Source organism: Oceanobacillus zhaokaii (assembly GCF_003352005.1).
Lineage (GTDB): Bacteria > Bacillota > Bacilli > Bacillales > Amphibacillaceae > Oceanobacillus > Oceanobacillus zhaokaii.
In genome coordinates, this window is the sequence record NZ_CP024848.1 from 2,550,812 (window position 1) to 2,570,378 (window position 19,567).

19 protein-coding genes and 1 riboswitch are annotated in these 19,567 nt (G+C 36.8%); of the genes, 7 read left to right on the top strand and 12 right to left on the bottom strand.

The annotated features are described in order from the left end of the window. Nucleotides 1–190: 190 nt before the first annotated feature. From CUC15_RS12990 to CUC15_RS13005, 4 genes are all read right to left on the bottom strand, one after another. On the bottom strand, nt 191–1,246 hold the full coding sequence (locus CUC15_RS12990; protein WP_114917067.1) for an FUSC family protein: 1,056 nt from the start codon (nt 1,244–1,246) through the stop codon (nt 191–193). Nucleotides 1,247–1,503: 257 nt separating this feature from the next. Then, the gene (locus CUC15_RS12995) at nt 1,504–2,676 is read right to left on the bottom strand and encodes a hydroxymethylglutaryl-CoA synthase (RefSeq protein ID WP_114917068.1); all 1,173 of its coding nucleotides are present in this window, start codon (nt 2,674–2,676) and stop codon (nt 1,504–1,506) included. A 489-nt stretch (nt 2,677–3,165) separates the two neighbouring features. Next, complete coding sequence (locus CUC15_RS13000; protein ID WP_114917069.1) at nt 3,166–3,831, bottom strand: reverse transcriptase-like protein; 666 nt, start codon at nt 3,829–3,831, stop codon at nt 3,166–3,168. A gap of 63 nt (nt 3,832–3,894) precedes the next feature. Continuing rightward, nucleotides 3,895–5,112, bottom strand: a complete 1,218-nt coding sequence (locus CUC15_RS13005; RefSeq protein WP_114917070.1) for an EAL domain-containing protein — start codon at nt 5,110–5,112, stop codon at nt 3,895–3,897. 211 nt (nt 5,113–5,323) lie between these two features. Between CUC15_RS13005 and guaC the strand changes: the two genes are divergently transcribed. Next, nucleotides 5,324–6,307, top strand: a complete 984-nt coding sequence (gene guaC, locus CUC15_RS13010) for a GMP reductase (protein WP_114917071.1) — start codon at nt 5,324–5,326, stop codon at nt 6,305–6,307. Nucleotides 6,308–6,439: 132 nt separating this feature from the next. Here guaC and dapA read toward each other — a convergent pair whose 3' ends face one another. Beyond that, on the bottom strand, nt 6,440–7,333 hold the full coding sequence (gene dapA / locus CUC15_RS13015; RefSeq protein WP_114917072.1) for a 4-hydroxy-tetrahydrodipicolinate synthase: 894 nt from the start codon (nt 7,331–7,333) through the stop codon (nt 6,440–6,442). 102 nt (nt 7,334–7,435) lie between these two features. Then, nucleotides 7,436–7,619: riboswitch (Lysine riboswitch) on the bottom strand. Nucleotides 7,620–7,807: 188 nt separating this feature from the next. Between dapA and CUC15_RS13020 the strand changes: the two genes are divergently transcribed. The 3 genes from CUC15_RS13020 (at nt 7,808) to CUC15_RS20095 (ending at nt 8,991) form a co-directional block, all read left to right on the top strand. Beyond that, nucleotides 7,808–8,260, top strand: coding sequence for a hypothetical protein (locus CUC15_RS13020; RefSeq protein ID WP_114917073.1), 453 nt, complete (start codon nt 7,808–7,810; stop codon nt 8,258–8,260). 92 nt (nt 8,261–8,352) lie between these two features. Next, the gene (locus CUC15_RS13025) at nt 8,353–8,736 is read left to right on the top strand and encodes an SLAP domain-containing protein (protein ID WP_114917074.1); all 384 of its coding nucleotides are present in this window, start codon (nt 8,353–8,355) and stop codon (nt 8,734–8,736) included. A gap of 81 nt (nt 8,737–8,817) precedes the next feature. After that, nucleotides 8,818–8,991 carry a hypothetical protein gene (locus CUC15_RS20095; RefSeq protein ID WP_162800316.1) on the top strand — a complete coding sequence of 58 codons (174 nt, stop codon included), beginning with the start codon at nt 8,818–8,820 and terminating at the stop codon, nt 8,989–8,991. Nucleotides 8,992–9,060: 69 nt separating this feature from the next. Here CUC15_RS20095 and CUC15_RS13030 read toward each other — a convergent pair whose 3' ends face one another. Continuing rightward, nucleotides 9,061–9,942, bottom strand: a complete 882-nt coding sequence (locus tag CUC15_RS13030) for a TetR/AcrR family transcriptional regulator (protein ID WP_242985850.1) — start codon at nt 9,940–9,942, stop codon at nt 9,061–9,063. Between the two features lie 254 nt (nt 9,943–10,196). On the opposite strand from CUC15_RS13030, the gene CUC15_RS13035 reads away from it, so the two are divergent. After that, entirely contained in the window at nt 10,197–11,663 is a 1,467-nt protein-coding gene (locus CUC15_RS13035; RefSeq protein WP_114917076.1) for a DHA2 family efflux MFS transporter permease subunit, read from the top strand. A gap of 533 nt (nt 11,664–12,196) precedes the next feature. On the opposite strand, the gene CUC15_RS13040 is transcribed toward CUC15_RS13035, so the two are convergent. From CUC15_RS13040 to CUC15_RS13050, 3 genes are all read right to left on the bottom strand, one after another. Beyond that, nucleotides 12,197–12,988, bottom strand: a complete 792-nt coding sequence (locus tag CUC15_RS13040) for an SDR family NAD(P)-dependent oxidoreductase (RefSeq protein ID WP_114917077.1) — start codon at nt 12,986–12,988, stop codon at nt 12,197–12,199. A 126-nt stretch (nt 12,989–13,114) separates the two neighbouring features. Then, the gene (locus CUC15_RS13045; RefSeq protein ID WP_114917078.1) at nt 13,115–14,752 is read right to left on the bottom strand and encodes a thiamine pyrophosphate-dependent enzyme; all 1,638 of its coding nucleotides are present in this window, start codon (nt 14,750–14,752) and stop codon (nt 13,115–13,117) included. Continuing rightward, a complete protein-coding gene (locus tag CUC15_RS13050; protein WP_114917079.1) occupies nt 14,749–15,927 on the bottom strand; it encodes an aminotransferase class I/II-fold pyridoxal phosphate-dependent enzyme in 1,179 nt (392 codons plus the stop codon). Before CUC15_RS13050 ends, CUC15_RS13045 begins: the two co-directional genes overlap by 4 nt. A 227-nt stretch (nt 15,928–16,154) precedes the next feature. Between CUC15_RS13050 and CUC15_RS13055 the strand changes: the two genes are divergently transcribed. Further along, on the top strand, nt 16,155–16,589 hold the full coding sequence (locus CUC15_RS13055) for a S1 domain-containing RNA-binding protein (RefSeq protein ID WP_114917080.1): 435 nt from the start codon (nt 16,155–16,157) through the stop codon (nt 16,587–16,589). A gap of 238 nt (nt 16,590–16,827) precedes the next feature. On the opposite strand, the gene CUC15_RS13060 is transcribed toward CUC15_RS13055, so the two are convergent. The 3 genes from CUC15_RS13060 to CUC15_RS13070 all read right to left on the bottom strand — a co-directional run bounded on the left by CUC15_RS13060 (nt 16,828) and on the right by CUC15_RS13070 (nt 17,979). After that, nucleotides 16,828–17,007: a hypothetical protein gene (locus CUC15_RS13060; RefSeq protein ID WP_242985851.1), complete on the bottom strand. Its 180-nt coding sequence runs from the start codon at nt 17,005–17,007 to the stop codon at nt 16,828–16,830. A 231-nt stretch (nt 17,008–17,238) separates the two neighbouring features. After that, nucleotides 17,239–17,514, bottom strand: coding sequence for a hypothetical protein (locus tag CUC15_RS13065; protein ID WP_114917082.1), 276 nt, complete (start codon nt 17,512–17,514; stop codon nt 17,239–17,241). 111 nt (nt 17,515–17,625) lie between these two features. Continuing rightward, nucleotides 17,626–17,979 (bottom strand): DUF1801 domain-containing protein, encoded by a 354-nt coding sequence (locus CUC15_RS13070; RefSeq protein ID WP_114917083.1) that lies wholly within the window; start codon nt 17,977–17,979, stop codon nt 17,626–17,628. A 269-nt stretch (nt 17,980–18,248) separates the two neighbouring features. Here CUC15_RS13070 and CUC15_RS13075 point away from each other — a divergent pair, with 269 nt between their 5' ends. After that, nucleotides 18,249–19,502 (top strand): DNA polymerase IV, encoded by a 1,254-nt coding sequence (locus CUC15_RS13075; protein ID WP_114917084.1) that lies wholly within the window; start codon nt 18,249–18,251, stop codon nt 19,500–19,502. The last annotated feature ends 65 nt before the right edge of the window (nt 19,503–19,567 follow it).

Consider the following 19,567-nt stretch of genomic DNA (forward strand, 5'->3'; position numbering starts at 1 on the left):
AAATACAATTTTCATAGAAAAATATGCATTAAAGAAGTTAAATCCCCGATCAAATTTTCTATTTAATTGGGGATTGAGTAATTTTATTATAAATAATGGATGAAAAATATATAAATATACAAAATTTAATTATGATAATAGACTCTCGTAACAAAGAAATACTAACCTAAGAATGGTTAGTATTTCTAGTTTAATTTTTATTTTCCTTCGCCTCTTTTATTCTTACTAGCCTTTCTAATTTATCAAGCTCAAAGAATAATTCTACAATACTATTAGCTATTGGAAAGACGAAGGTCCATTTATCAAATTCCGATCCTTGTAATTCTTCAATTAAATTATTAATTGTTACTTGCATCGCTGCCTTTGTTTCTTTTTGTAAATCTTTATCTAAGATTATTTTATTTTCATACAAGAGAACGATATTCTCACTATAATTATTAATCTCTTTGACTAACTTATTAATTAAATATGCTTTATGTTCCTGAATTGTCTCGATCTCTTTCATATTCTTCTCGAGTTCTATAATTAATGTGTGTTTTTTAATTAGCACTTGGATCATATGTTTATAAATAATGATATTCCTTAAGAAGCTAAGCTTATTTTTGATAATCAAACTATTTCGTTCATCCGAAATAATCTCGTAATAATTCTTTGCATCATTAATTAATTTCTCGATTTGCTGATCTTCTTCCTTCATCTGCGGAACATTCATCGTTTCATTTGGAATGACACGCAACAAGAAGTTTGTTTTCTCGCTCGCTTTTTTAATAATCTTAAATAAGTTCTTCTGATGGTCTGGCGGAAAAACGAGCACATTCGTAATTAATGCAGAAAGTACTCCAATAGTTACCAAAGATAGTCGCTGAACAATATATAGAATACTAATCCCTTCTCCAGCTCCATTTGCAAGCATTAAAGTAACAATTGTTAACACGGTCAAACTTACGGTTTTATTTAAACCAAGCTTGATATTGATTGCAATCGAAATAATTACGACTGCCCCAACAGAAAGTGGATGATTTCCTAGCAAAAGCGTACCAAGAATTGCAAATACTGAGCCAACACTATTTGAAATAACAACTTCTTTAAGATAGTCATAGGTGCGCATAATCGAAGGCTGCATTGCTATTACAGCAGCGATTGCCGCTACAATTTCCAGCTTCAGCCCAAGCATCCCTGTAATGATTAATGTTAACGTAACTGCAAGGCCCGTTTTTACCATACGCGGACCAATATTGAATTCCATTTTTCGCACCTCTAATAGTTAATGAATAATCGAAGCTCCTATAACAATATGATGAAGAGATTCTCTTTATTCTTATGCTTAATTTTTCATATAATACTAACCTATTATAGTTATATACTTCTTGCATTTCAATCTAAATATTTATCAATTTCCCTGCTTTTTAAAATCCTTCGTACAATAAGATTTCAGAATAAAATTAAAACCCTGTGCAAAATTCACAGGGTTTTACCGAGTATTCTTATATAATAGCTTTGAACCTATCTTTCTTTATTTACGTACAATCTCATATGATCTGCCATCCCTGATAAGCAAATAGTCGCAGGATCCTTATCAATATCTAGCTCAATCCTTGAACCATCAACTGGTAAAGATTCTTGGAAAATTTCTTCATATTTACCGACACTTACTTCTTTCCTTGATGCAAATAAATTCGAATGGCTTTCAACGTTTAAATGTGCTTTAAAATCAGGTTGCAGAATACCCGTAAAGAACTCGCCTACCGCACCTGAACCATAGCTGAATAAACCGATTCGTGAACCTTCCTTCAAGTCTTCTTTTTGCTCAAGCAAGGAAAGCAGACTTAAATATAAGGCGCCAGTATAAATATTGCCGACATTTTTATTATATGTCTTGCTAATCTCATAGTTCGCTAATAAGCGCTCTTTATCCGCTTCGCTTCCCTCATCCAAAATGGTTCTCAATGCTTTAAGACCCATTTTTGTATATGGAAGGTGATAGCAAATCGCTTCAAAGTCTTCGATTGAATGACCCGTTTTTTCTTTATACGCTTCCCATACTTTCGAGAAGAATGCAATGTACTGCTCATTTGAAAATTTTCCATCTACATATGCTTGGTCTGAGTATGTTGGACGCCAAAAATCCATAATATCTGCAGTTAAAAAGGCACTTTGGTCTTCTAATGCCATAATCTTTGGTTCTGCACTAATGACGATTGCAACAGCACCTGCCCCTTGTGTGGATTCTCCAGAGGTATTGAGACCATATCTAGCAATATCTGAGCCTAGTACGAGCACTTTACTCTCGGGATTCAAGGCAATATGTCCTTTCGCCATTTGAATTGCTGCAGTAGCGCCATAGCAAGCTTGCTTCAATTCAATCGAACGTGCTTGTGGGTTTATTCCTAATAGGTGATGAACATAAACTGCTGCAGATTTGGAGTGGTCAATTCCTGATTCTGTTCCAAAAATAACAAGATCAATTTTTTCTTTATCATTTTCGTCCAGGATTTCCAAAGCCGCATTTGCCGCTAATGTAACAGCATCCTGCGTAATCGGGGCAACTGACATCTGTTCCTGCCCGATTCCGATCGTAAATTTCGCAGGCTCAACGTTTCTCGCAACTGCCAATTCGTTCATATCTACATACAAATGTGGTGTATAAAAGCCGATTTTATCTATTCCAATTTTCAATGGTATTACTCCTTTACTTTCTCGAATGATTTTTTATTATGTAACGTCAATAAATTCCCTGTTTTATCACGTGATACTTTTCACAATGATATTTTTATGAAAACGAATACTTTAAATGATAATATATTCTAACTTTAAAAACAACAAATATGACGTCATCGCTGATTGGTATAATTTATATACTCCGAACTAGTTTAATGTGACAAGAGCTCTCTGACCAGTCGCTCCAGAAATACACTTCGCTTTCCGCGGGGAGCTGGTGAGCCTCTTCTTCCCGCAGGAGTCTTCGTGTATTTCTTCCGCTGGGATTGTGCAGTAACTAAAGATGCAAACCTACTAATAATCGTAATTGATTTAGCGCAAGGAATGGAGACTCTTGTAAAAGGAATCGCCATCCAGATTTGAAATTACAATTTTTTTAGTTAACAGTTTATATCAACTTTTCATCTTCAAATATTCCAGATCGCAACTAATGATGCTGCATTCTGCTCATTTTTCTGCACCAATCTCAACTGTACTTCTAATTTCAATTCCATCCAAAGCTTGAGATGCTAAATGATCTGTTTCTTTATTTTTCTTACGTGAGACGATTTCATATTCAGGTGTGATCCCTAATCGTTCTAGCTGTTTTTCAATTCGGTCAATCCATTTCGATAATTCTGCTTCATAGACTGGCCATTCCCCATTTAGTTGATTGATAACGACGAGTGAATCACCAATAAAGGTGACGGGGAGATGGTGAACACCTAATCGTTCAATTTCCTTTAACCCAAGCTGGAAGGCAGCATATTCTGCTTCATTATTTGTTTCTAGTTCCTCAACAGAGGCATTGATTCTTTGTCGAAAGTTCTTCCCGTTTTGTTCATAGTAAATGGCACAGCCGAGTCCCGATTTTCTCGTTTTTAAGTCAAACCCACCATCAAAATAAACCGTTACATTATGTGGTTCAGTTTCGATTCCTTGCATAAATTTCTTTAGCTCCTTTATTGTCCATTTATTATCATGGCGGTCAATAAAGGATAGGTTTTTTGACCTTCCTGTTTTTTCTAGATCCTCTGCAATTAAAATCCCCTTTTCTGCACGCATCTCATCGGAAATAAATGTTGCTTCCGTTCCTTTTGTTGTTTTATATGTTAATTCAATTTTTATATTCATAGTATCACTCCCGAGTTCTATCGAATACTATTCAGATCGATATACCTTCTGTCTGACTAAATATCATAACAATCCATCCTGTTCATATAAATAACCATAAGGAATATCAAGGAAAACATACAATGCTTCGGAGATTGGATAGGAATATGTTCTAATCAACTCCGTCTTTTCAATATCTGTATATAAATCAGATAATATCCCTTTTTTCTCAACATTCATCCGCATAATATTTTCAAAGAAAAAAGGGCGCCAACTCCAGTTCTTATTCCTTCCCTCCTGATGAAGTTCCCATTCCCCTTTGTTGTTTTTCTCTGCATTAGAAGACAATTGAATTCCTTCTCCATTACATATATAGACCCTAAACACAAAGTCACTGCATGATTTACCGATTGAACGAATCATTTCATCATAAGGTACCCCAGGCTTAATAGTAGGAAGCATTGTTTTAAACAACCCGTTAATCCGATTCGTTAAATCGAGTTGAGCTTTAACTTTCTTCCTCTCAAACATGACAAAGTTCTGAAAGTCCGCTTTGATTTTTGCTTGACAACAATTTTCCTCTGCGAATACAGGTTGAGAATCTTTAAGATAACTCCCTTGATAGTATTGTCCCCCATTCCTCCATGCATAGTTCAGTTGATTATAGGAGGATATCCCTTTAAACAGTAATGCTGCCCCTATCTTACGTGATAGCATTCCAAGGGAGTGATGCACATCTTGAAATAAATGTGGCAACGAGTCGTCCTTCAGGAATCCAGTATCAACTTTTATCATACTTGGCGCTAACATGGCCAAACGATTAAGGCTGCCATTACGTTGCTCCACATCCACGGCAACTCTTATTCCCAATGTTTTTAAATATGTAGTAAATTTACGAATGCCATCCATTTTTTCTGGGATATGTGCTTCCTTTATTTCGATAATAATTTTTTTGAAATCCAGCCCTTTTATTTTTTCCGATTCCAAAAGGGTAAGTAAGGATTGCCCATTATCCCTGACTAATAATCTAAGATCATAGAATAAGGCAAGATGTTTAGATTGCTCTTGCACTGCAAAGACTTCTAGTGCCCTCTGATGAATATAATGTGTTAGCTCAATACGAAAATCATCTGGAATCGTTGCATCTTCAAAAAACCAATCAAGTGATTGGAGAGTCCCATCGTTTTCTTGGAAATAAGCACGAACTTCATAACCATCAACCAATTGCGTATCCGCACTTATTACAGGCTTATAATAAAGAGTAATTTTCTCTAAATTTAACATAATATCTAAAGGGTCCATATGTATACCTCCATGGAAATTTCTCCCCAAATTATAGCATAGGGTTTTAACTTTATTTCCTCATTAATAAGTGTTTCCAACCAACAATGTAAATTAGTCGTAATGAAACAAAGCAAATGCTTTACATTCAATTGAATTTGATGTATATTAGCAAATGGCGAACAATTAATATATAAAACAACATTATTATACGTATTTAGAGGTGTATATTATGGAAAATGTATTTGATTACGAAGATATTCAATTAATTCCCGCAAAATGTATTGTGGATAGTCGTTCAGAATGTGACACAACCGTATCATTAGGTGCACACACATTTAAATTACCAGTTGTTCCTGCAAACATGCAGACAATTATTGATGAAAAGATTGCATTAACCTTAGCTGAAAATGGTTACTTTTATATTATGCATCGTTTTAACCCAGAGAAAAGAATTGCATTCATTAAGGATATGCAAGCACGTAACTTAATTGCATCAATCAGTGTTGGTGTAAAAGAAGAGGAATATGCTTTCGTTGAGCAATTAGCAAACGAAAAGCTTATCCCAGATTACATTACAATTGACATTGCGCATGGTCATTCAAACGCTGTAATCAATATGATTAAACATATTAAACAACATGTACCCGAAAGCTTCTTGATTGCCGGTAATGTCGGAACACCTGAAGCAGTTCGAGAATTAGAAAATGCTGGTGCAGACGCAACGAAGGTTGGTATCGGCCCTGGTAAAGTATGTATTACTAAAATTAAAACTGGATTTGGAACTGGTGGATGGCAATTAGCAGCACTTCGCTGGTGTGCTAAAGCTGCAAGTAAACCAATTATTGCCGATGGTGGTATTCGTACACATGGTGATATTGCAAAATCTGTTCGTTTCGGCGCATCTATGGTGATGATAGGCTCACTATTTGCTGGACATGAAGAATCACCAGGTGAAACCGTAGAGAAAGATGGCAAGCTTTATAAAGAATACTTTGGCTCTGCATCGGAATTCCAAAAAGGCGAAAAGAAAAACGTCGAAGGAAAGAAAATGTATGTGGAATACAAAGGCCCTTTAAAAGATACATTAATTGAAATGGAACAAGACTTACAATCCTCTATTTCTTACGCAGGTGGAAATAAACTTGAGGCAATTCGCAACGTTGATTACGTTGTAGTGAAAAATTCCATCTTTAATGGCGATAAAGTATATTAAAGTTTATGTTCAAAGAACAATCCTTCACTTTTCTTGGCTAAGGTGAAGGATTTTTTCCATTCAATAGAAAAAATTTAACGCGAAATAAACGAATAGAAGGGGGTAAGCTACAGGCGCTCACTCCCCTTCTACTTAATATCCTACTGCCTTTTTCATTTCATACGAAGCTATTACATTATAAAGCGAATCGCGTTCTGCATCATTTAAGGGCACGAGCGGCAAACGAACACTACCAACCTCAACGCCAATTCGATTCAAGCCAGCTTTTACTGGTGTTGGATTTGGTGCTGCAAAAAGCTCATTCATTAACGGTAATAGATGACGATGAAGCGCTGCGGCGTTTGCTACATCCCCTTGTTTGAAAAGTTGAACCATCTCCTGCATCTCATTGCCAATAATATGGGACGCTACCGATACAATACCTGTTCCTCCAATTGCTAATGTCGGTAATGTCAAGCTGTCGTCACCAGTATATACACTGAAATTATCGGAAGCTTTACTAATAATCTCAGCTACTTGATCTAAATCACCGCTCGCTTCCTTTACAGAAACAATGTTTTCAATTCGAGATAGGCGAATGATTGTCTCCGCCTCCATATTCACGACACTTCTTCCTGGAATATTATAAAGCATCACAGGCAGCCTTGTTGCCGCTGCTATCGTACGGAAATGTTGATACATTCCTTCTTGAGATGGTTTATTATAATATGGTACAACAAGCATAATCCCATCAACACCTGTCGCTTCAGCTTCTTTCGTTAATTCAACAGATTCCTTCGTATTGTTTGAACCAGTTCCTGCAATGACAGGCACTCTGCCATTTACCGCTTCAACGACTACTTTAAATAACGCTAGTTTTTCATTATGTGAGAGTGTTGGCGATTCACCTGTTGTCCCTGCGACCACTAGACCGTCTGAACCATTTGCAATTAAATGATTGACTAACCCTTTCGTTGCCTCAAAATCAACCTCACCATGCTGATTAAATGGAGTTACCATAGCCGTTAATACATTACCAAAATTCATTTACTTCACACCCTATTCATTATTTTTCCCTTAGGTGTGGAGGACCAAAAAACAGCAACGAGAGAGTCCGCTGCTGCTTTATAGAACGTAGATATAAGTTCTAAGCACGATAGCCCTCCATATAGTACTGTTCCCTATATGACAGTTCTGCATTTATTCAATCGCAGACCCAGCTTTAGGATGATGAGCATCCTTCCACTTCGGCAGATTCCCCTTTCATTATGTGTCATAAGAGCTCATTCTCTTCCACATAAGTACTGATGAATTCTGCACCTCTATCCTTACTTTAAAAAAGAGGCTGTTCAAAAAGTCAAGTCTCCTCTCCTTTTGAACACACACTTAAAATAAGAAGTATTTAACTATTAAATCAACTGTATCAAAGATAGTTATAAAATACAAGCATTATATAGAGATTTCAGCTTTCCATGTATGATATAATATAGAAATTAAAAAAACATCCTATTTGGAGGTAACATGCTTACATTTAAAGAGAAACTAGAGATAATTGAATCTTTCCCAGAATTACAACGAAAGGATGTTTCCCTAGGCCGGGTTAATTTTCATTACGAAGAAAGTATTTTTGATAAGAAAATCGTTGTCTACCATTTGCATCCAAACGGTAATGGCTTTGTTTATGCTGAGAATATTAAAGGTAACTATCCAGTACAACCGAATGGGATGGTAAATATCCGAGAGTTTAATGAACAAGCGCTTCGGGAGATAATTCAACAATCCATCAACTCGCTGTCAGAACCCGAACCAATTGAAGAAACATGGATTAATGCAGATAAACAGATTCTGAAAGTATATTACGATTTCGATGTTTGCAATATTTATGCTGGCGAACAACTGGACGGAACTTACGCTACCTATAATGGAGCAGTAGACTATCTTCAGCAAGAAGGGTTTAAACGGCTAGAAGTCTAAGCACTGAAATAATTGACGAAAGTGAGCCTGATCTCTGATTTGGTTCATTTTTTGATAGTTAATATTTAACTTACGAAAGAAGGAAACAATCAATGCAAAAGCTTCTTTATGAACCGACATGGGATAAAGCCTTGTCCGACAAAGATCGTACACTGATTAATCGCGTCTTTTTAGAAACAAAAGCTTCCACAAACAACAAGATTGAATTTAGCAAAATTCGGGAAGCATTTAATCACAAGGGTGAACTATTAGTAATGGTGCTAATCCATAATTCAACCAAAGTGGAATTTGTATTTAAAGAGGAGATGCTTCACTACGTTGAAAACGATATAGTGATTGCAGCTCACGTTTTTACACTCCCCTCCCTAATCTCTGAACCAGGAACTAGTATGCCGTGGACATTTATTTTTCCTGTTGAAACACTTAGAAGCATGCCTGCTTTGAACAATGGAAAATTAGAATTTGCTATCAATTGACTCCAAATAAGTTCGTCCTATCTGATAATAATTTACTTTTGACACAAACTATCTAAGTAAATTCTTTGAAGGAGTGATCACATGGATAGAGATATCAAGAAAACAAATTCAAAACCAACGGATACAACTGGATTCGAACAAGAGTTTTCAGAGGAATTTGTGGATATTTACGAGAAAGAAGCCTCCATTAGAAGTAAAAACCCTGAAAGATATGGGCGCGGAATTAATTCAACACCAACAATGAGGAACGGTTAACCTTATTATTTAACAGAAGAGCTAACTCCAATTATTGGGGTTAGCCTGTTTATTTGAATGGATGAACCATTAAGATAGGTGAACTTCGATGAGCTTCCTTAACCGCTCGATTTCTTCCTTCTTAAACAATCCATCTGCTGCTTCTAATGAAAGAAGGGCACTATCAATTAAAAATCTTCGCGGACTCATTGAATGCTGAAATTCATCTAAAATAAAATCAAGTAATTCAATATATTGAATATGTCCCTCCAAATTACTTAAATCGCTTTTTAACAACATTACGTTATTATAGAGCTCCTCCTGAAAATCTTGCATTTTATTCTCATTTTCAGCTATCCATTCTTTTATAATATCGGGGTGGAATAATTGTTGTTGTGATTCAGCAATCTCATGAACTGTCTTTCGAATCCGCTCAACTGAGTAGCGAACGACGTAGTCCAGATCTGCTTGGGGACCATATATCTTATAATAATACCGAATATTATAGTGCAATATTCCAGAAAACATGACCGCGCAATCTAATAAATAAGCTTTTTTATCTGTACCAAAGAGATCAATAAATCGATTGTACAACCAAGTGGTCTCATTCATTTGCCAAGCATTTACCAAATGTTTTAAGTCCTTATCTTTCGAAAAGTGCACCTCTTCAAAGAGCCGAACTAACTTATTCATGTGATTCAATTTCATTTGCAATTCAATTTGTTTAATAAATATTTCAATATTAAAAAGCTCTTCACCAATTAATAATTCATTCCGATTCGTTTCAACTTCTTTAATAATCATTTTAAAAAGGGTAATAAATAGTTCGTTTTTAGATGAAAAATATTTATAAAAAGTACCTTTTGATATTCCACTAACATCAAGAATATCTTGAATCGATGTGGACTGGAAGCCTTTTTCAATAAACAACTGGTGTGCGACTTTCACTACATTCTTCTTTTTATCGTTCATTACATCACCTTTATAAAAAATTAAACACATATATTAAAACAATCGTACATTATAAAATTAATTTATTCAAATGGCAGCTGGACGCGGCTTTCCAGCAATAAAAGCAGGGAAGAGAAATTCTTTACTCCCCTATCTCTTAAAAAAGCGATTATCATTGAAATGATGAGTCGAATGTTATATGATAATCTTTGTCTGAAACGATAGTATATTATATTGAACTAACAGTCTAAAAGTAGATGAAGGAGATAAAATTTATGGATCAATCTTTACAAAATAATGAGCGTCCTCCATATCTGATTCTCGCTATTTTAATGATAGGAGCATTTATTTCATTTTTAAATAGTACATTTTTAAATGTTGCACTACCGTCAATCATGCAGGAGTTAAATGTGGATACTGCTACAGTACAGTGGTTAAGCACAAGCTACATGTTAATAAATGGTATATTGATACCAACTACAGCATTTCTAATTCAAAAATTTTCTGTACGCCAATTATTTTTAGTGGCCATGTCACTGTTCACAGCTGGTACAATTATTGCTGGTTTCGCAGGCTATTTCCCTATCTTATTAGTAGGTCGAATGGTGCAAGCTTCCGGATCAGCGATTATGATGCCACTTCTAATGAATGTTATGCTTATTAGCTTCCCAGTAGCAAAAAGAGGAAGTGCAATGGGAATCTTCGGGTTAATTTTAATGTTCGCTCCAGCGATTGGCCCAACATTATCTGGTTGGATTGTGGAGCATTACGACTGGAGAATGCTGTTCCACTTTATTGCACCAATTGCATTTATCATCCTATCTATCGGCTTCTTCTTATTAAAGGATAAAAAAGATAAGGTTGAAATGAAGCTGGATTTATTTTCTTTAGTATTATCAACAATAGGATTTGGTGGGTTACTTTATGGTTTCAGCTCTGCCGGTACAATGGGCTGGGGTAGTCCGCTCGTTTATGGAACGATTATTATCGGTATCCTATCATTACTCTGGTTCATTTTGCGCCAATCTAAATTAAAGGTTCCGATGTTAAATTTCAGTGTCTTTAAATATCCGATGTTTAGTTTAGCAACTATTATTACGGTTGTATTGAATATTGCACTGTTCTCTGGATTCCTGCTTGTCCCAATCTATGCACAAACAATTTTAGGGATTTCACCGATGGAAACGGGATTAATGATGCTGCCAGGAGCAATCCTCAATGCCTTCATGTCCCCGGTTACGGGAAGATTGTTTGATAAGTTCGGTGGGCGTGGATTAGCGATTTTAGGTTTGACTGTAATAACAGTGACTACATTTTCTTTCAGTCATTTATCGTTTGACACGAGCTATACTTCCTTGATGTTCTTGCATGCTGCAAGAATGTTCGGTATGTCAATGGTTATGATGCCTGTGTCAACTAATGGTTTAAATCAATTACCACCACAATATTATCCGCATGGAACTGCCATGAACAACACATTAAACCAAGTATCAGGCGCAATCGGTACTGCACTGTTAATTACAATTATGTCAACTCGAGAAGAGAGCCTTGCATCTGAATTAACTGCTAAGGTTACTGGTCAACTGACAGCAGAAATCGAGCAGCAAATTGCACTGGAATCAATGCTAGGCGGAATCAATTTTGCCTTCCTTGTATCTACCTTTATTGTCATTGCTGCATTGATTCTCGCTTTCTTTATTAAGCGATCAACACCTGCACTTGTAACTGATCCAAGAAAATAATAGGCCAGAATAAAGAAAGCGAAGGCAACCTTCATTAAAAGGAGGTTGCCTTCGCTTTTTTACTTGTATATTTCGTAACATTTATTGCTATAAAATGCAGTTACAATGATGATGTTCCCATCCGAACACCTTACTATGTTTGATTCCCGTAAGAAAAAAGGTAAAAGTAATGCATCGTTGTTAGAACATGTTGGTATATTTATCAAGGATGCTTCTGTTATCTTCTACAATAAAACAGCTATCTGTGAGGGAACTGCTATCTTTATGGAGAGTTAATAATTTATATTTTCTAGCATACTTTAGCGGAGAAAATACACGAAGACTTCTGCGGGAGGAAGGGCATCGGTGACACTTCGAAGTGCTAAAGCACAAGAAGGCTTACCAGCCCCCCGCGAAAAGCGTAGTGTATTTGCGGAGCGACTGGCCTGTGAACACTTATCACACTAGAGTAGTTTATAGGTTACATCCACTACGAAGCAACAATTATGAGAAATAGCAACTTTTTTGCTGGGGCTGACAGAGAGCAGCTTTTATTATTTTTTATCTAATACGCCACCGAATAATTTATCCGCTATTCTCGGAAATAATAGATAAAGCACACTTCCAAGGTTCATCCACCATGGCAAATTTAACTCTCGCTTCGGATGAATCATTAGCTGGACAATACAGTCCGCAACCTTTTCTGAATGAAGCATGAATTTCTGGACACTTTTCACATAGTTTCCTGATTTATCAGCCTGCTCAAAAAAATCCGTTGCAATTGGTCCTGGATTGACTGCAGACACAGAGATACCTGTTTTTTTCAACTCCATTCTGATACTATTCGTAAATCCTAAGACTGCATGTTTTGATGCTGCATAACCACTTGATTTAGGCGTTGCCAATTTTCCTGCCTGCGAAGCGACATTTATAATATGACCACTGCTTTTCTTCATCATCTCTGGAAGAACTGCCTTTGTACATCCCATTAAGCCTAGTACATTGACAGCAAACATATTCTCAATATCTTCTAAGCTTGCCTCTTCAAAGGTGTCAAAGATTCCAAACCCAGCATTATTTAGTAGAATATCAATGCTGCCAACTTCCTGAAACAATTCTTCAAATACTGCTTTAACCTGTTCCATGTCACTAACATCAAGCTGATAATAAAGACAATTTACTTCTGTTTGCTGATTTATTTGCTCTGCTATTTCCTTTAACTTCTCTGCAGATCGTGCCATTAAGATTGGTCTTGCACCCAATTGTGCTACTTTTAGTGCAACCTGCTCACCGATACCTGAAGAAGCACCGGTTATTACTATATTTTTATTGCGTAAGTTTCTCATGTTTCACCTCGTGCTTATCGACTAGACTACTATTCATTCTATCTAGGTTCACGAAAATAATCTAGAAACAAGCAGCTATTTCCTAAATTTATAGCAGAACATGTTATTGTTGCTAAAAATTCCCGATCATTCTCCTCGTAATTTTGAAATCGTAGTCGAAACCGAAATGGCTTCTTTTTCTGTCAGAATTTCGATAACGGTCACTTTGTGTCGCTTCAATGCTTGATTAAAAGCAATTTCAAATGATGCTGCTGTATCTACTTGATGTGCTTCTGCACCCATTGCGATTGCCGTATTCTTAAACGATACTTTTCCTAAATCCGTTGCTATTACTTTCCCGGGATAATGCATCTCTTGATACATTCGAATCGTTCCGTACATTTGATTGTTAAATACGAGGCAAATAATCGGTATATGATAACGCACTGCAGTTTCTATTTCTTGAATCGTCATCATGAATCCCCCATCCCCCGACAGAGAGATGACTGTTTTATTTGGAAATGCTAGCTTTGCCCCAATTGCTGCAGGCATTCCATAGCCCATTGCACCGGATGTTGGACCAATATACGTATGTTTTTCGCAGAATGGATAAAAAGAATGAAGCCAACCAGCGAAATTTCCTGCATCATTCGTTAGTAATGCATTCTTTGGCAGTGTGTCGCGAAGGATAGCTATGATTGATTTATTAATCACATTATCTTCAGTGATCACTAATTTACTTGTAGATTCATATGCCCGACGCCTCGCCAATGTCCATGGTTGCCAATTCCCATCTCCTTCGATCACTTGAAAGCATGCGAGTGCCTCTTTCAAATCCGCGACAATGCCGACGTCTGGTGCATATACTTTTCCTATAGTGTCAAAATCGATATCTATATGGATTAACTTTTTATCTGGCGTTATGATCGAATAATCTTGTGTTGTGATTTCCGATAGTCTTGTACCTAATGCTAGAATCAAATCCGCATCCTGAACCGTTTCGAGTACTTCCTTCTGTGTACCAAGCCCTAAATGCCCCATGTATAAACGGTGATTATTTGGAAATACATCATGTCTTCTAAACGCTGATAGTACTGGTAGACTATGTTTTTCGGCAAAGCTTAGTAAGCTTCCTTCTGCAGCTGCATGCTTTACGCCACCACCAGCAATAATGATAGGCTTGCTTGCACGGAATAATAATTCTTCCACACTGGCTACTTCTCTCTCTGAAGGTGCTGGTCTTGGAACCACCGTCACCGGTCCAAACTGCATATCCGCTTTAACTGGGAGAATATCTTCAGGCAGGGAGATAATTACCGGTCCCGGCCGGCCTGATTGTGCAATTCGAAATGCACGTCCGACTATTTCTGGAACACGCCGTGGATTTGTTATCTCTACCGACCATTTCGCAATTGGCTTGAAATACTGTACTAAATCTACTTCTTGAAAACCTTCTCTCCCTTTAAAATTTTGGTTTACTTGACCAAGAAAGACAATCATTGGGGTAGAATCCTGAAATGCTGTATGGACAGCAATAGAGAGATTACTCGCCCCCACTCCCCTTGTTGCCAGAACAATTCCCGGCATCAGCTTAGCTTTCGCATAGCCCTCTGCCATAAATGCTGCTCCACCTTCATGTCTTGCAGAAATAACCGTAATACTCGGTTCATCATAGAGCGCATCTAATAATGGCAAATAACTTTCACCTGGAACACAGAATACCTCTCGTATACCCTCTCTTCTTAACATTTCAACAATCGCTTGTGCAGCTGTCATATGATTCATGATAAAATCTCCCTACTGAATTCTAACTGACTTAATCGTTTAATAACCTCATCGATACGCCCTTCTGTTACAGATAAGGAAAATCGAATATACCCCTCTCCAACTGTGCCAAATGCAGTGCCTGGTGTCACAATCACACCTGCTTCATCCATTAATTTATTTACAAATGAAAGGGATGTAAAACCAGCTGGTACTTTTGCCCATAGGAAGATTGTTCCTCGAGGTTTTTCACAGTGCATCCCCATTGATACAAGTGCAGCATACAGCTTTTCCATTCTAGCTTTTATGATTGCATTATTTTCTACTATTGATTGAAGATCACTGCGAAGTGCCACTGCCGCAGCTTTTTGAATTGGCAGGAACTGACTGGAATCAAGATTGCTTTTCAATGTTGCTAACGATTGGATAACTGTTTTATTTCCAACGATATAGCCAATTCTCCAGCCAGTCATGTTGAAGCTTTTTGATAAAGAGCCAATTTCCACTGCATATTCCTTTGCGTTCGGTACCTGTAGTATGCTCGGCGATTGATAATTATCGAAGGTTACAAGATTGTATGCACTATCATGTGCAGCAATTAAGTGATGTTGCTTTGCAAACGATATCGTTTGAACAAATGTGTCTAATTCTATTGTTGCTGCAGTTGGATTGCTCGGATAGTTTAATAACAATAATTTTGCGTGCTGCAGTTGCGATTCCGTAAGTAAATGAAATTGCGGTTTATAGCCATTTTCCTTATCTAATAGCAAATCAACACTTTCACCAGCAGCTAAATGTACTCCCATCCGGTAGACAGGATAACCCGGATTTGGAATTAACACCTTATCACCTTCATTAATTACCGCCTGGATTAGATGGACAATTCCCTCTTTCGATCCGATTAGCGCTAATATTTCTGTTTCTGGGTCTAAATCTACATCATACTTCTCCTTATAAAAATTGGCGACAGCTAATCTAAATTCGATACAGCCATTATAGTTTGAATAACGATGATTATCCGGATTCTTTGCTTCCCTTACTAAAGCATCATTAATATAAGACGGTGTTGGCAGGTCTGGTGCACCGATTCCTAAATCAATTACATCAATCCCTTTTTCCTTCAATACCTGCTTTTTTCTATCGAGCTCGGAAAATATATATGCAGGCATATTCTTTACTTTATCGGAAACATACATTGGCGAGTTCCTCCCCCAATCTATTTGTTCTTCTATTATGTTTATACATTTGGCAGTACAATTATTAAATTAATTATTAGAGTAATCGAGAATAAAACACTAATTATTAAGAAAACTTTAAATTATAATGTTGAAATTCCAGTAAATTCCCTATTCCATCAATTGATATTACTGCATATATTTGTTATAATAAGTTGGTTTTATCATTTATGAGGGGGAAAATTTTTTTGGCAATTGAAATTGGTAATAAAGTAAAAGGTAAAGTAACAGGTATTACAAACTTTGGAGCATTCGTGGAGTTAGCTGAAGGGAAAACAGGTCTTGTTCATATCAGTGAAGTCGCAGACAGCTACGTAAAAGATGTAAATGATCATCTAAAAGTAGGCGATGAAGTTGAGGTTAAAGTAATTGGTGAAAAAGAAGGAAAAATATCCCTTTCAATCAAAAAAGCTATCGACAAGCCTGAAGGATATTCAAAACGTCCATCTCGTCCAAGAGATAATAGAGGCTCCAATGACTTCCGTTCTAAAGGAAACTTTAAGCCAAAGGAATCTTTTGAAGATAAAATGGCTAAATTCCTTAAGTCAAGTGAAGAAAACTTATCTATCATCAAACGCAGTACAGAATCAAAACGAGGCGGCAGAGGCGGTAGACGCGGTTAATAATCCTTTTATTAGGAATATTATATACTCTAGCTCCAAGGGATTTTAAATAAACAAGTTAAGCCCCCGACCATTAACAGGTATCGGGGGCTTTACTTTTAGTTCTTTTCATTGCTTTTGTTGCGATAGATATCACTTAGGAAAGTCTGTAATCCTTTTCTTAGCGCTCCAGAAATATTTTCCAAGCTGCAATCAGCATTGCTATTTTAGCTTAGTTGATTGTATATATTTACAGAACTTAGCTACCCATCTTTCTTCTTGTTGTACTCGCTTTTTTCGCTTGTTGGCTTTGCATTCGCTTTGTTGTGTTATCTAAATTCTTTTTATTTTGGTTATTATGATCTGACTGGGCTTGTTTTTTTCTTTCAAGCTGCTGCTGAATTATTTCTTGCATGGTCAATTTTTTTTCGTTAGACATCAATTTGTACTCCTCTGTCATATAGATTATTCTCTATTATATTACAAGCTATGAGGGAAAAGCTATTATTTTATGGGCTTTCCAGATTTTTAGATAACTTAACTGTCGCCAAGCTCTTAAGCGATAGCTTTAGTTGCACTTATGCAATAGAGAAAGTTTACTTTCTTATCTGCCAAACTATGATGCATATACTAAACCCCATTTCAACTATCGAAATGGGGTTTAGTATGCTTATAATACTTCATTGTTATTTTGCTGTGCTTCCTGTACTTGCTGGCGTGTATCATGCAGCTGCTCATATGCCTGTTGAAATTGAGGATTATCCGTAGCTTCCCTGCCTGCTTGGTTTTGCGCTTCTTGCAAGTTCTGTTCAACTTGTTGTAATTGCTGCTCTGCTTGCTGCAGCAATTCTGGGTCTGTTCCTTGTGCCAGACGGACATTATCTTTAGCTTCATCGATTAACCGGCTAGCTTGTTGTAATTTTGATTGCAGATTATCATGTATCATGCTATCTCCTCCATTATCTTTAAATCCATGATAATCTATATTGTTCCACCCTATTTTCTTAATATGTATGATTCAGTGCTGTATAATATAATTAAGGAATTATTTAAGTGATCAAGCATTCAGTGCGATGGCATCTTGAATTAATACTTTAAATTTTTCAGTTTGAATTTCTTCTAATTTCGTGATTCGAATATGACGCATCTGCTTTCCTGTTCCTTCAAGCAGAGCTTCTTCGTCCTTTAGCCTAGCCCCTAAGTAAAATCCTAAATTTACATGTTTTTTAGAAGGTTGTAAGTAACAAACATTTCCATTCTCATTATACGAGGGCATTCCCCACTTGAATTCCTCTGTGAAATTTTCAGATGCTGTAAAGATAAGCGTACGTAGACAGATGGTTATTTCTTTAATGTTTTCCGGCAATGTTTCGATCAGCTGATCAACTTTTTCACTCTTGTTTAATCCCAATTATGTCACTCCTTAACCTATTTTTATTATATAGCATGATTAATCCTTACACTTTCCATTACACTTTACCATAATACGTAGGTATTTAATGTAAAATAATATTCTATATTTGCATTCACTTCACATTTAATTTATATTTTTATATTAAAATATAGGCAATAGGTTTACTTAACATACATAGCCATTAGGTATCTAGCAGAAAATTCCATTGATATTTTTTATATAACTACATATAATAAGAACAAACGTTCCAATAGGTGGTGAATGATATGGATTATTCTATTTATCCACGTAATGATGTGCTGTGTATTGATATGCGCTCCTTCTATGCAAGCATTGAAGCTGTTAAATTAGGGCTTGATCCAATGACAACAATGCTTGCGGTCGTGGGAGACCCAAATCGTTCAGGAAGTATTGTTCTCGCTTCCTCTCCTGCTCTGAAGAAAAAATATGGCATTAGCAATGTCAGCCGCTTTTTTGAATTACCTGATGACCCGGAAATCCATGTTGTGCCTGCTCATATGGCAGATTATTTGCGAGTTTCATTAGAAATTACGAGATTGATGAATAACTATGCTCCAAAGGAAGCAATTCATCCCTATTCCGTCGATGAAATTTGGGTAACAGTAAACGGATTAGAGAAGCTCTTCGGTAATCGCTGGGAAATTGCAACGAAAATCAAGCGGGATATTTTGAATAGCTTCGGGATTACTGCTGCTATTGGAATCGGTGACAATAAATTTCTTGCAAAGGTTGTTATGGATCTGCACGGAAAAAAGCAAGGGATCGCCGAATGCAAATATGAAGATGTCGAAGAAAAACTTTGGCCATTCCCTGTAGAAGCGATCTGGGGAATTGGCAGCAGGATGAAACAGAATTTAAATCGAATGGGCATCATCACGCTCGGTCAACTCGCCAACTATAGCTTAGAGCATCTTAAAAAACGCTTCGGAATTATGGGCGAGCAATTGTATTGGCACGCTTGGGGAATTGATTTAAGCCCTGTCTTTGGTAATTTTACAAAATCAGAACAAAAGGGATTTGGTCACGGGATTGCCTTACTACGTGATTACTCCAAAGAAGAGGTACCGATTTGTATTCTAGACCTTTGTGAAGAGGTTTGTCGCAGAACACGAACAGCGGATAAGGTTGGGAAGACTATTCATCTTGGCATCTCCTATTCAAAAGTAACTGGTGGCGGGGGATTTTCCCGTTCAAGGTCGATTGCCATTCCAACCAATGTGACGATGGATGTCTATCATGTTTGCATGCAATTATTTAACGAATTTTATGATGGAAAAAGTATGATACGACATGTCTATGTAACCTTAGATAATCTTTTTGAAAAAGGAGACATACAATTAGATCTATTCGAGGATCGAGCGAAAAAAACAGATATTGGCTATGTCATGGATTCGATTCGCGATCGTTTTGGCACTACAGCAATACTACGTGCTTCTAGCTACACAGATGCTGGAGTTACACTGGATCGAAGTAAGAAAATTGGTGGACATTACGCATAGCACCCTCTGTTTAAAATTTCATCCGACAGAACAAAAAAGACCTGTACTTTCTTAATAGACCATAG